General features: G+C 40.2%; 8 protein-coding genes and 1 pseudogene. 5 read left to right on the top strand and 4 right to left on the bottom strand.

All coding sequences use genetic code 11. The features are described 5' to 3' along the window. Positions 1-110: 110 nt before the first annotated feature. Positions 111-1310: a GGDEF domain-containing protein gene (locus tag ACMZOO_RS04165; RefSeq protein ID WP_440905526.1), complete on the top strand. Its 1200-nt coding sequence runs from the start codon at positions 111-113 to the stop codon at positions 1308-1310. A gap of 10 nt (positions 1311-1320) precedes the next feature. Here ACMZOO_RS04165 and ACMZOO_RS04160 read toward each other — a convergent pair whose 3' ends face one another. The 4 genes from ACMZOO_RS04160 to ACMZOO_RS04145 all read right to left on the bottom strand — a co-directional run bounded on the left by ACMZOO_RS04160 (position 1321) and on the right by ACMZOO_RS04145 (position 7177). Continuing rightward, positions 1321-2196: a DUF481 domain-containing protein gene (locus ACMZOO_RS04160; RefSeq protein WP_440905525.1), complete on the bottom strand. Its 876-nt coding sequence runs from the start codon at positions 2194-2196 to the stop codon at positions 1321-1323. Between the two features lie 99 nt (positions 2197-2295). Next, complete coding sequence (locus ACMZOO_RS04155) at positions 2296-3303, bottom strand: NAD-dependent epimerase (RefSeq protein WP_440905524.1); 1008 nt, start codon at positions 3301-3303, stop codon at positions 2296-2298. Positions 3304-3333: 30 nt separating this feature from the next. Next, complete coding sequence (gene galE, locus ACMZOO_RS04150; protein ID WP_440905523.1) at positions 3334-4359, bottom strand: UDP-glucose 4-epimerase GalE; 1026 nt, start codon at positions 4357-4359, stop codon at positions 3334-3336. A gap of 625 nt (positions 4360-4984) precedes the next feature. Continuing rightward, complete coding sequence (locus ACMZOO_RS04145; RefSeq protein ID WP_440905522.1) at positions 4985-7177, bottom strand: YHYH protein; 2193 nt, start codon at positions 7175-7177, stop codon at positions 4985-4987. 452 nt (positions 7178-7629) lie between these two features. Between ACMZOO_RS04145 and ACMZOO_RS04140 the strand changes: the two genes are divergently transcribed. The 4 genes and pseudogenes from ACMZOO_RS04140 to ACMZOO_RS04125 form a co-directional block, all read left to right on the top strand. Then, positions 7630-9018, top strand: a complete 1389-nt coding sequence (locus ACMZOO_RS04140; protein ID WP_016955428.1) for a CmpA/NrtA family ABC transporter substrate-binding protein — start codon at positions 7630-7632, stop codon at positions 9016-9018. A gap of 159 nt (positions 9019-9177) precedes the next feature. Further along, the gene (locus ACMZOO_RS04135) at positions 9178-10089 is read left to right on the top strand and encodes an ABC transporter permease (RefSeq protein ID WP_440906334.1); all 912 of its coding nucleotides are present in this window, start codon (positions 9178-9180) and stop codon (positions 10087-10089) included. An 80-nt stretch (positions 10090-10169) separates the two neighbouring features. Beyond that, positions 10170-11021: an ABC transporter ATP-binding protein gene (locus ACMZOO_RS04130; RefSeq protein ID WP_440905521.1), complete on the top strand. Its 852-nt coding sequence runs from the start codon at positions 10170-10172 to the stop codon at positions 11019-11021. Positions 11022-11111: 90 nt separating this feature from the next. Then, a pseudogene (locus tag ACMZOO_RS04125) lies at positions 11112-12557 on the top strand (FAD-dependent oxidoreductase); the annotation flags it as partial. Positions 12558-12717 lie beyond the last annotated feature (160 nt).

The following is a 12717-nucleotide window of genomic DNA, read 5'->3' as shown; positions in this document are numbered from 1 at the left end:
AACAATACTTGTATGTAGTTTTGCTGACTTGGGGTTATTTGTTGCGGATTAAATTTTATATTGTGCTTGGGATAGCTTGCGTAATTGCTCTGCTTTGGCAATATTTTGGCATGGAACGAACATTAGTTATTCAAGCATCCAAAGATACAAAATATGCCATGTTCAACGACTTTGTTAATGGTGGTAGATCTGTCAGCAGAGCAATATATGAAGATGGTTTTTTAAAATTGGATTGTGATATTGTCGAATCACACACCTTCGGCTTTTGTAGTTTAGACATTCCCATTGATCAAACCCATTTTGAAGAAGTCGATTTATCGAGTTATTCTCGTTTAGAGATTGAACTAGCCTATCAGTCCGATTATAACGACACTTTGCTTATTTATTTAGACAATCAAGAGCGTAATCAGCACGGTGAATACAGTAGAGCTAACTTAAATGTTGTTAAGCCTCAGCAAGGTATGAAACTCTATCAATTATATTTAGATGAATTTTATGTTCCTTCATGGTGGTTTCTATCGCACGCACAAACCGCCTATGCAAAAACCAAATTTGATAACATTTCTAGCATCCGCCTCGCTTCGGGAGATAACGATAGAGCGCGACATGTGCAAATTTCGTTTCGACGGGTAAAATTCACCGGCAAACTAATTGACGAGACCTCACTTTATTTAACCATTATTTTGATTTGGCTATTTATTGGCTGTGTTGAAACTGTTCGATATGTGATCTTAGTGCAAAAAAACTTTGCTAAAACACGCAAGTTTGCTCGACGTTTGTCGGAAGTCAACCAAATGCTATTAGACGAAAAAGATAAGCTGGAAGATCAAGCAAATCATGACGAATTAACCAATTGTCTAAATCGGCATGGGTTAAATGGCGTATTGGGTAAACTGAATGATGTGTTGATGAATGAAAATGAGCCTGCATCAGTCATTGTACTTGATATCGATTTCTTTAAGAAAATCAATGACAAATATGGCCACGATGAAGGTGACCGAGTTCTAATCAAAGTGAGTCGAATTTTGTTGCAGAGTGTTCGTCGGTCTGATCATGTTGTGCGTTGGGGCGGTGAGGAGTTTGTTGTGTTGTGTATGCAGGCTTCAGTATCTGACGCTGAGCGCTTGGCTGAAAAACTAAGGTGTTTAATAGCTTCTAGCGAGCTATTAACAGGGCAGCCTGCTGTTAGCTGTTCTTTTGGTGTCGCGCAATTGAGCAAGGGAAATTTTGTCGAGGGTTTTACTAAAGCAGATGCTGCTTTGTATCAGGCAAAGCAGCAGGGGCGTAATCGAGTTATTGTGGCTGAATAATGTTGACGAGTTAAAAGTTGTAAACAAGGGTAATACGGTTTTGTTTATCGTCGCTGTTATCTGCCGAGTTTTTCTTATTTTTAATTGAAGCTTTCACCGCTAAAGAGCCATTTACTTGCATTGTGATGCTGGCTTCAAGTTCTGATTTTCGGTTAAAGTCGCCGTCTTCAATTGAATAAGCTGAACGAAACTTTATCTGTTCTGTGATTTTTCTTTGGTATGTTGCAGCTGCGCGCCAAATCAATTGATTACGGTTTTCTTGATCACCCATAATCGGGTTACCCTGAGCGTCTTTTAATACAACCTTAATTGCCTCGCCGTTTTCATCGACTCCATTAGTCACTCGCTGGTTTTGATCATTTACCTCGACAATTAGTGCATCAAAGCTATAACCCGGGCCGATTGATAAATCAAGAAATCCGGTTTTTGAATCAAGTAAACGAGTATTATAACCAGTAGCTATGGAAGCCTGATAATGAAAGGTTGAAAATCGATTGGTTTCGTACGAGGCGAACGCTAATATCGCATCACCTTCTTCATTTACCTTGTAGTTGGTTTGCGCTGAAGCTGAATATTTTTCTTCTTTAGTGACTGTTTTTTTTATCGGTTTGCCGTTGGCATCAACTTCCTTTGTATCTTCGTCTTGTTCTTTATATAGAGAATCAAATGAAAACTGATTACGGAAAGATTCGGTTTCGTTACCAATATCTGCTTTAAATACAATTGAGGTCGAATCAGTATTGCCTTCGGTCATGATATAACCAAGCTCAACTGATGCGACAAATTTACCAAACTTATCTTCGGGGTTTTTGCTTGCTGCTGCGCTATGGGTTGCTGCTGCAAGGCCGATTGCCATAATAGATGCGGATAAGTGGGTATATTTCATTAAACTAGAGCCAGATTTTAAGTTAACAATTAAAAGCGCGCCATTTTAAGTTGTTACACAGAAACTGCAATGTTAAAAATGGCGACTAGGTTTAATTTTTTAAACTTGATAGTAGTTGCGATACCAAGCTACAAATTTTTCGACTCCTTTCTGTACCGATACTTGCGGCTTGTGACCTGTGACTTTTTCTAAGTCTTCAGTGTCTGCCCAAGTTTTAAATACATCTCCTGGTTGCATTGGCATAAAGTTTTTCTTAGCTTCTATGCCGATTGCGTTTTCGATTGCTTTAACAAAGTCCATTAATTGCACTGGTGAGCCATTACCTATGTTGTAAACTCGGTAAGGCGCTGAGCTGTCTTTTGCTGAACCTTGTTCTGGTGTCCAATCTGAGTTTGCTTCAGGAATTTTATTGGCTACACGCAAAATACCTTCGACTATATCGTCGATATAAGTGAAGTCACGCGCCAAGTCACCATTGTTATATATGTCAATTGGTTCGCCGTTAATAATGGCTTTGGTGAATTTAAATAACGCCATATCAGGACGACCCCAAGGGCCGTACACAGTAAAAAAGCGTAATCCCGACGTTGGAATTTGATATAGATGCGAGTAGGTGTGACTCATCAACTCATTGGCTTTTTTTGTTGCTGCGTATAAAGAAACTGGATGGTCGACTGAATCTTCTGTGGCAAATGGCATTTTGCTGTTTAAGCCATACACTGAACTTGAAGATGCATAAACCAAATGTTTAACCTTGTTATGACGGCACCCTTCTAAAATAGATAAGTGACCAACAAGATTTGAGTCTGCATAAGCAAAAGGGTTGTCTAACGAATAACGAACACCAGCTTGAGCGGCTAAATGAATAACCACATCAAAGCCGTGCTCTTTGAATAATTGTGCCATACCGTCACGGTCAGCTAAGTCTATTTTTACAAAACTAAAGTGTTCGAAAGGCTCTAACTCTTTTAGTCTGTCTTCTTTTAGCTTGACTTCGTAGTAGCTATTTAAGTTGTCGATACCTACAACTTGATGGCCTGCTTTTAATAACTTTTGTGCTGTAAAAAATCCGATAAAACCGGCTGCACCAGTGACTAAATATTTCACGTTTTATCCTTTACCTTGTGAGCTTATGCTCTAACTATTTTTATACCCATTTGGGTTTTGGCTTTGCCAGCGCCAGCTGTCTTGACACATGCGGTCTAAACCAAAATTCGCTTCCCAATTAAGGTCTGTTTTGGCTGCAGTTGCATCTGCATAACATGCTGCAACATCACCAGGACGGCGGTCTACAAGTTGGTATTTTATGGTTTTATCTGACGCTTTTTCAAACGCTTTTACCATATCTAATACGGAATAACCTGTACCTGTGCCGAGATTATACGTGAAAACACCTGAATCTTTTTGAATTTTTTCTAACGCACGTAAGTGACCTAAAGCCAAATCAACTACGTGAATATAATCTCGCACTCCAGTACCGTCGTGCGTGTCGTAATCATTACCAAATACTGCAAGTTGTTCACGACGACCTACTGCTACTTGGGTGATAAATGGCATTAAGTTATTTGGAATACCGTTAGGGTCTTCACCGATACGGCCTGACTCGTGAGCACCGATTGGGTTGAAGTAACGCAATAATACAATGCGCCACTCTGGATCTGACTCTGATAAATCACGCAAAATTTCTTCAATCATTAATTTTGAGTGACCATATGCATTAGTTGGAATGCCAGTAGGCATGCTTTCAACTAATGGTAATGCTTGTGGATCGCCATATACAGTTGCAGATGAGCTAAATACGATTGATTTAACCCCGTGTTTTGCCATTACTTGGCAAAGGTTAATCGTGCCTGTAACGTTGTTGTGGTAGTAGGTTAGTGGGATTTGAGTACTTTCACCTACTGCTTTTAAGCCTGCGAAGTGGATAACTGCATCAACTTGGTGCTTGGCGAATATTTCATCTAATGCAGCTGTGTCTAGGATATCTGCTTTATAGAAAGTGACGTCTTTGCCTGTGATGTCTTTTACGCGAGCAAGTGATTCTTCTGATGCGTTGGCTAGGTTATCAACCACTATTACTTGGTCGTCTTGGTTTAATAGTTCTAATACAGTGTGGCTGCCGATGTAACCCGCGCCACCAGTTACTAAGATTGTAGAGCTCATAGTCTAGTACCGTTTTTCCGTTAGTCTTTGTTTACTTCCACTGGATTTTGCCAGTGTAACGAATTTGTTTGCAGATAGCGATGTGATCTTAGCTGTTTTTGTTAATTAAGTAAAACGTTTTCCCTGTTGGTTTTTTGTTCAGCTTGGTTCTTTGTTTGAATCTAGATACGGGGTTGATGAGGTTCGCGCTGCAAGTTTGGTGCAACATAGCCAAGCTAGTGAATGGAGAGTTGCTCGCAAAAGCGCTAGACCTAGTGTGCAATATGCTCAAAGCACTAGAGCATAACTATCGCAAAACCGCTGTAAATACTTCCATGTACGCTTCGCTTTTTCATCCCTGAAAAAGAAATTTTGCTCTTAGTTATTGCTCTAGTGCTTTTAGGAATGGAGCTGCTGCTGATATTGTGAATGACTGCCAATGTCCAAAGCGATCAAGTGCTGAAAGATAGTGTATGGATGGGTTGCGAACAAAACTTCACAAAACAGGGACGTTTTGTGCGAGCGCTACAAGGATGTACTTGCAGCGCTTTTGTGAGCAATTCTCCATAGACTATCTTGGACATAAAGCACTAAACCAGCAGCGGCTATATTGCACCAAACTAACCGCAATATAGCCGACCGGACATCACTTATAAAAACTCTGGTCAGGTGTGCCTTTGAAACAGGCGAGCACATATGGGTAATTATCGGTAATGTAATAACCGTATACACCATTAATTGTCATGCCATTGCACTCATCTAAATCACCAGCGCCTTGCACAAACTCATAGTCATCTCTAAAGGCACCATCATAATCGCCACCTGGGTTAGCATCACCAGTGGGGCGGCTGCCTTGTTTTAGTTGATAACTTGATAAAGCTTTGCGAATTACCCCATTGTCGTCAAAGTAAGAACCGAAAATTGGAAAGCCATCAGCAGCAAAACCAATCACAGGTGAGGCGACATCTCCTTTTTCATCAAATAGGGCAAAAGGTGAGCCATGGTAATGATAGGTGCCATCAGGTTGTGCATGAGCATTATGGCTGTCTACCTGAAAGCCATTTGCAATATGCATAGGGTCATAGCGCCAAGGCTGGCTGTCATCATTACAGCCAATTTTGCCATTGCCTATGCCATAACAACCCGCAGCAAGTAAATCGACTTTAACACCGTTTAATAAAATAGCGTTATCAATTTGCAGGCTTAACGCGGTTGTTTCTGCTGCAAAAGTCGGCGATGTAGTCACGCTGAATTGGTCATTTTGTTCTGATACGTCGTTTGGAAAACTATTGCCACCGTCGTTAAAGTCATGGTTTGGTATTGCATTGGTGGCAAAAATACAAGTGTTGCCCGATACAGTTATGGTTAGGTCACCCGCGAAATTTTTGTTGTTATTAATGTCAGTAACGTTTGAAGTGTAACCAGCAACATAATCAGCGCAGTTGGCGGTTTGCTTAGTTAAAATCGCATCTGTGATATCAATAACTGAACTATCATCACCTAACATTTGATTGGCGTAATTTTGCAACTGGGTTAGCGCCGCTTGGTCATCTGCACTTGGGTTGTCAATGAGGTTGTTCGTTTCTTTAAAGTTGTCGGTAAGGCTAAATAGCTGTTGGCTACCATCTTCAAGTTGCACCAATTTGTGCGTTTGGTTGCGCACAGTCCAACCTGTCACATCGTCTGATTCAAATTCTGAAAAAGCATACGCATCTTGCGCTGTATCACTATGGCTTAATAAAGCAGCAAAACTTGTACTGTCATTTATTTGTGTTGCTGTATTGCCTGCAAGCTCTGCTATGGTGGCAAACAAATCTACACCTTCTATTAATGCATCTTCCCGTTCACCTTGGCGTGTTACCGCTGCACCGGAAACTACCATAGGTACGGCAATACCACCTTGATATAAAGTGCCTTTAGCATGGCTTACTCTATAATAGTCTTGGTCAATGACAGCTTTAGGCGAACCGTTGTCACCAATAAATATAATTGTGGTGTTGGCTTTAGTTTGTTCATCCATTGAATTTATCAAGCGACCAATTTCGCTGTCCATTGCTTCTATCGCGGCAAGAAAATAATCACGTTTATTATTGTCGATATCATCCTGGGTGCCAGTCAAATCTGTACGATTGTGCAAGTTGGTGGGTGGTAAATGAAAAGGAGAGTGCGGCGCAGAATAAGCGACCCAAGCAAACCAAGGATTAGTTTGTCCATTAATCCAGTCTATGGCTAAATCGGTAATTTTACTTGTATGGTATTCGGTTGATTGTGACTGCACACCGTTAATGGTTAGGGTCCAGTTATAATAATCTTCTGGGTTAGATAAATTGCCTGCATAATAATTGATACCCATATCGTTAGGGTGATTTGCATCTGGGTTACCACCGCCTAAATGCCATTTGCCAAATACGCCGGATACATAATTTATGGACGCTGTTGAATTGGCCAAATGTTGTTGAATGCTGGTGTGTGCACTAGAAAGAGGCGCTGGCACATAAGTAACGCCTGAGTTATGCCCGTGTTTACCGGTAATAATGGCGGCACGCGTTGTGGTACAAGCGGGTGTCACCCAAGCATTATCAAAGGTCAAGCCCTTGTCTGCTAGTGCATCGAGCGTCGGTGTGGCCGGTAAATCTGTTGAATAGTCGTATTGTGTTGAGGCGTCTAAACCTTGATCGTCTGATATTATTAATAAAATATTTTGTTGCGCATTGTTAGTGAGCTCTTCATCTTTAGGCTGCTCATCTGTGTCTATATCAATTTGCACATCTTGCCCGCCACAAGCGCCAAGTTGTAGCGCTGTCATTATAGTAGTTGCTAATAACCAATTGCTCTTCATGCCACGCCTCATTTTTTCATACATATTTTAATTCATTTGGCCATTAAACTTTAGACCATTAATCACTCAGTAACGAACAAAAGGGCTAAAAGGTTGCATCTATTTACAAATAAAAATTGATTTAAGTTAATTTGGTAAAAATGGCACTAAACGGTGCACCGTTTTAGGGATAGTCAGTGATTTTGAAATACCATAAATACTGATTTTTGTTTTAGTGGTCTGATTTTAAATGTTTTTTTATTTTTGGCACAGCAATTGTATTTATAGGTTCGTGTTTGATTAAAACTGAATTTGCACAACAGCAAATTCACTAGTTAAGCTAAACCATACACAAAGTCGTGTTTATGTTTACTTAGCTAACAATTTGATTTGGCGATGAAGCCCACTCCCGCGAAGCTTTTTTAAGGCTGAGCAGGAGTGGGTTTTTTTTTGGGAAATTTTTGGAGATATACATGAAATTTAATACGTCTGTTATTAAAGCTAGTATCAAAACTTTGGCAGCATCAGTGTCGATTGCTGCAACTTTATTCAGTGCACAAGCAAATGCAGCTGATGTGGGTTGGCCAGAGAAAGAAGAATTAAAATTCGGTTTCATTAAATTAACCGATATGGCGCCTTTAGCGATTGCTTATGAAAAAGGTTACTTCGAAGACGAAGGTTTGTATGTAACTCTAGAAGCTCAAGCAAACTGGAAAGTTTTATTAGACCGTGTAATTGACGGTCAGTTAGATGGTGCACATATGTTGGCGGGTCAGCCTCTAGGTGCAACTATAGGTTTTGGTACTAAAGCAGACATCATTACCGCGTTCAGCATGGACTTAAATGGTAACGGTATTACAGTATCTAACGATATCTGGAAAGAGATGAAGAAAAACATTCCTCATGAGAATGGCAAACCAGTTCATCCAATCAAAGCTGACTACTTAAAACCAGTTGTTGATAAATACCGTTCACAAGGTAAACCATTCAACATGGGTATGGTATTCCCAGTATCTACCCATAACTACGAGTTACGTTATTGGTTAGCAGCTGGTGGTATTCACCCGGGTTATTATGCACCACACAAAGGTGACACAAGCGGTAACATTCAAGCTGAAGCACTATTAAGTGTAACACCACCACCTCAAATGCCAGCTACTTTAGAAGCGGGTACTATTTATGGTTACTGTGTAGGTGAGCCATGGAACCAACAAGCTGTATTTAAAGGTATCGGTGTACCAGTTATTACCGACTACGAAATTTGGAAAGACAACCCTGAAAAAGTATTTGGTGTATCAAAAACTTGGGCTGAAAAAAATCCGAACACTCATGTACGTGTAGTAAAAGCTATGATCCGTGCAGCAATGTGGTTAGATGCAAACAACAATGCTAACCGTCCTGAAGCGGTAAAAATCTTGTCTAAGAGCCAATATGTTGGTGCTGATTACGACGTAATTGCTAACTCTATGACAGGTACTTTTGAATACGAGAAAGGTGACAAACGTGATGTTCCTGACTTCAACGTATTCTTCCGTTACAACGCAACTTATCCTTACTACTCAGATGCAATTTGGTACTTAACGCAAATGCGTCGTTGGGGTCAAATCGAAGATGCTAAATCTGATAGCTGGTACATGGATATCGCGAAAAAAGTTTACCGTCCTGACATTTATTCAATCGCTGCTCAAGCATTGATTAAAGAAGGTAAAGCAAATGCGAAAGACTTCCCTAACTTTAAAACTGAAACAGGCTTCAAACCACCACAAAAAGAATTTATCGACAATGTTGTGTATGACGGTACTAAACCAAATGCATATCTTGAGAAATTCAAAATTGGTTTGAAAGGCGACACTAAACTTTAATCGCTCTCTAGATTAGGCGGTGGCAGAGTTGTCGCCGCCAACCAAACAGCGTAGTTAGTAGGAGACATTATGAAAGAAGCAACCATGAACAAAGTAAGCGTGCTAGAGCTTAAAAAGACCATTAGCAGTTTTGGTAATGAAAAAAGCAAACAAATCGTCATGGCGATGTTATTACCTTTTATCGGTTTGATTGTATTTTTACTATTATGGAGTGCAACGGCTAAAAACATCGACACTTCATTAGGTCAATTTCCTGGCCCTGCTCAAGTATACGAGCAAACAACCACTTTAGTTGGCGAGCACTTTACTGAACGTGAAAAAGCTGAAAAATTCTACGAGCGTCAACATGAAAGAAACGAAGCTCGCATGAAAGTGGATCCTAACTACGAGCCAAAAATTCGCCCTTATACAGGCAAACCAACTTTCTTTGACCAAATATGGACCAGTTTATATACGGTTATGATAGGTTTCTTAATTGCTTCAGTTATCGCAGTGCCAATTGGTATCTTGTGTGGTTTAAGCGAAAAAGCTTACGCAGCAATTAACCCTTTAATCCAGATTTTTAAACCTGTATCACCATTAGCATGGTTGCCGCTTGTAACTATGGTGGTGAGTGCAGTTTATGTAACTGACGACCCAATGTTTTCAAAATCGTTTTTAACTTCAGCGTTCACAGTTACATTATGTTGTTTATGGCCAACTCTTATTAATACGGCTGTTGGTGTATCAAACATCAGCTCTGACTTAGTTAACGTTAGCCGCGTATTACGCCTAAACAAGTTAGACCATGTATTTAAAATTGTTTTACCTTCATCTATTCCAATGATCTTCACAGGTTTGCGTTTATCACTCGGTATAGGTTGGATGGTATTAATCGCAGCAGAAATGCTGGCGCAAAACCCAGGCTTAGGGAAATTCGTTTGGGATGAATTCCAAAATGGTAGCTCTGATTCGTTAGCTCGAATTATGGTTGCGGTATTAGTGATAGGTGTAATTGGCTTCTTGCTCGACCGCATTATGTTGATGGTTCAAAAGTTTGTTAGTTGGGATAAGAACGCAGTTCTTAGATAAACATTAGAAATGCGGTTCTTAGATAAACACTAACAACACAGATATTGAATTTTATAAAAACAGATTTTGGAGCAAGAACAATGATTGATTTAGATGCAAAACACTTAGAACTAACAAAAGTCGGTATCGAATTTCCAACACCAAAAGGGCCATTTTGTGCTCTACAAGAAGTCGACCTCAAAATTGCCAAAGGTGAATTTGTTTCACTGATTGGTCACTCAGGTTGTGGTAAATCAACTGTACTTAACATTGTCGCAGGTTTATACCAAGCAACCACTGGCGGTGTATTACTAGACAACAAAGAAGTAAATGAACCAGGCCCAGAGCGTGCAGTTGTATTCCAAAACCACTCTTTATTACCTTGGTTATCTGCATATGAAAATGTTGAATTAGCCGTTAAACAGGTATTCAAAGGAAAAATGAGCAAACAAGAGATGAAAGATTGGGTAAACCATAATCTTGAACTTGTTCATATGACTCACGCTGCGCACAAACGCCCTGATGAAATTTCTGGTGGTATGAAACAGCGCGTTGGTATTGCCCGCGCGTTAGCTATGCAACCTAAAGTATTGTTAATGGATGAGCCGTTTGGTGCATTGGACGCATTGACTCGCGCTCACTTACAAGATTCATTGATGGAGATTCATCAAGAGTTAGGCAATACAGTTATCATGATCACTCATGATGTCGACGAAGCAGTATTGTTATCAGATCGCATTGTGATGATGACTAATGGTCCGGCTGCAACAGTTGGGGAAATTCTAAAAATTGACTTAGAAAGACCACGTGAGCGTTTAGCTTTAGCTGATAATCCACAATACAACCATTATCGCCATGAAGTATTAACTTTCTTATATGAAAAACAAAAGAAAGTTGAAAGTGTTGCAACTAAAAAAGCCACTACAGAGAAAAAAGGTAAAGAAGTGGCATAGTTCCTGCTAAACTTCTCCTATCACTGTGGGTAATAAAAAGCCGCTTTGTCGGCTTTTTTGCTTTTTATAAGCAGGTTGGAGGAGAGTATTTTGACAACTCAACAAACTTCTAAACAACGTGTCGTTATTGTTGGTAACGGCATGGTTGGTCATCATTTTGTCGATCAATTAGTTAATCAAACTGAACAAGAATATGAAATTTTCGTATTGTCAGCTGAGCCAAGATTAGCGTACGACCGAGTGCATTTATCTGAGTATTTTGCCGGTAAAAGTGCCGAAGATTTATCTTTAACATCAGAAGCTTACTACAAATCTGTCGGTGTGAATTTTTTCACAAACAGTAAAGTAACCAATATAGATAAAAGCAATAAAAAGGTTACTACCGAACAAGGTATGGTGCTTGAATACGACAAATTAATTTTAGCCACTGGCTCTTTCCCTTTTGTTCCTCCAATTCCGGGTAAAGAGCGCGAAAACTGTTTTGTTTACCGCACAATTGAAGATTTAGATGACATTAAAGCCGCAGCGGAAAAATGCAAAGTCGGTTTAGTTGTTGGTGGTGGTTTGCTCGGTTTAGAAGCAGCTAATGCACTAAAACAGTTAGGCTTAAAAACCCACGTAATAGAATTTGCACCTCAGTTAATGCCAACCCAAATAGATATTGGTGGTGGCCGTGCACTTAAAGCTAAAATTGAAGAGCTAGGTGTAGAAGTACACACTGAAAAAGCTACCAAACAAATCGTTGATGGTGATACTTGTGTGCATAAACTTGAATTTGCCGACGGCTCTATTTTAGAAACTGACTTAGTATTGTTTTCTGCTGGTATTCGCCCGCAAGACCAACTAGCACGTGACTTTGACATTCAAATTGGTGAGCGTGGTGGTATTGTTATCAATGACAATTGTCAAACGTCAGAGCCAGACATTTACGCAATTGGTGAATGTGCTTTATGGCAAAACCGTATTTTTGGTTTAGTTTCACCTGGTTATACTATGGCGCGAGCGGCAGTATCACATATTATCGGCGGCGATTTCACTTTTGCCGGTGCGGATATGAGCACCAAATTGAAATTAATGGGTGTTGCCGTTGGCTCAATTGGTGATGCACATGCGCGTACGCCAAATTCAGTGACCTTCTGTTATGAAAACCCTGCAGAGGGCATATATAAGAAAGTGGTAACGGATGCTGAGCAGAAGCACCTTATTGGTGCAGTGTTAATTGGCGATACTTCTGAATATGACAATTTACTCCAATATCACCTGCAACAGCTAGAGCTGGAAGACACCCCAGAATCGCTTATTGTACCTATGTTGCAAGGCGAGCCGGTTAACCCTGCACTCAATATGGCTGATTCTAGCTTCGTCTGTTTATGTAACATGGTTACTAAAGGCACAATTGCGGAAGCTGTGCGCGACGGTTGTGATACAGTTGAGGCGATTAAAGCTAAAACACGTGCAAGTTCAAGCTGTGGTACCTGTGTGGGCATGGTACAAAACGTAATTGACCTCGAACTCGCCAACCTAGCAGTTGAGGTATAAGGTTTTGGCCTTTATTTGAGGCTGATGCTAATAATGAGCAATGGACGCAGCCTAGGCTGCGTTTTTATTTGGTAAAAACAGTTAAGATTAGCGTCTCTTTTTGGTGCACGCGCATTTTAAAACACCATATTACAAATACCAGTTTAATGCTCATAAA

The organism is Catenovulum sp. SX2 (genome assembly GCF_052056295.1).
Lineage (GTDB): Bacteria > Pseudomonadota > Gammaproteobacteria > Enterobacterales > Alteromonadaceae > Catenovulum.
Note: the sequence above shows the minus strand (reverse complement) of the source record. Positions and strands in the feature narration are given on the sequence as shown.

Bases quoted from the DNA above. Each gene is read 5' to 3' on its own strand.
- galE (WP_440905523.1), bottom strand. From the start codon at position 4,359: ATGAGCTCTACAATCTTAGTAACTGGTGGCGCGGGTTACATCGGCAGC.
- ACMZOO_RS04135 (WP_440906334.1), top strand. From the start codon at position 9,178: ATGGCGATGTTATTACCTTTTATCGGTTTGATTGTATTTTTACTATTA.
- ACMZOO_RS04145 (WP_440905522.1), bottom strand. From the start codon at position 7,177: ATGAAGAGCAATTGGTTATTAGCAACTACTATAATGACAGCGCTACAA.
- ACMZOO_RS04160 (WP_440905525.1), bottom strand. From the start codon at position 2,196: ATGAAATATACCCACTTATCCGCATCTATTATGGCAATCGGCCTTGCA.
- ACMZOO_RS04165 (WP_440905526.1), top strand. From the start codon at position 111: ATGGAACGAACATTAGTTATTCAAGCATCCAAAGATACAAAATATGCC.
- ACMZOO_RS04140 (WP_016955428.1), top strand. From the start codon at position 7,630: ATGAAATTTAATACGTCTGTTATTAAAGCTAGTATCAAAACTTTGGCA.
- ACMZOO_RS04130 (WP_440905521.1), top strand. From the start codon at position 10,170: ATGATTGATTTAGATGCAAAACACTTAGAACTAACAAAAGTCGGTATC.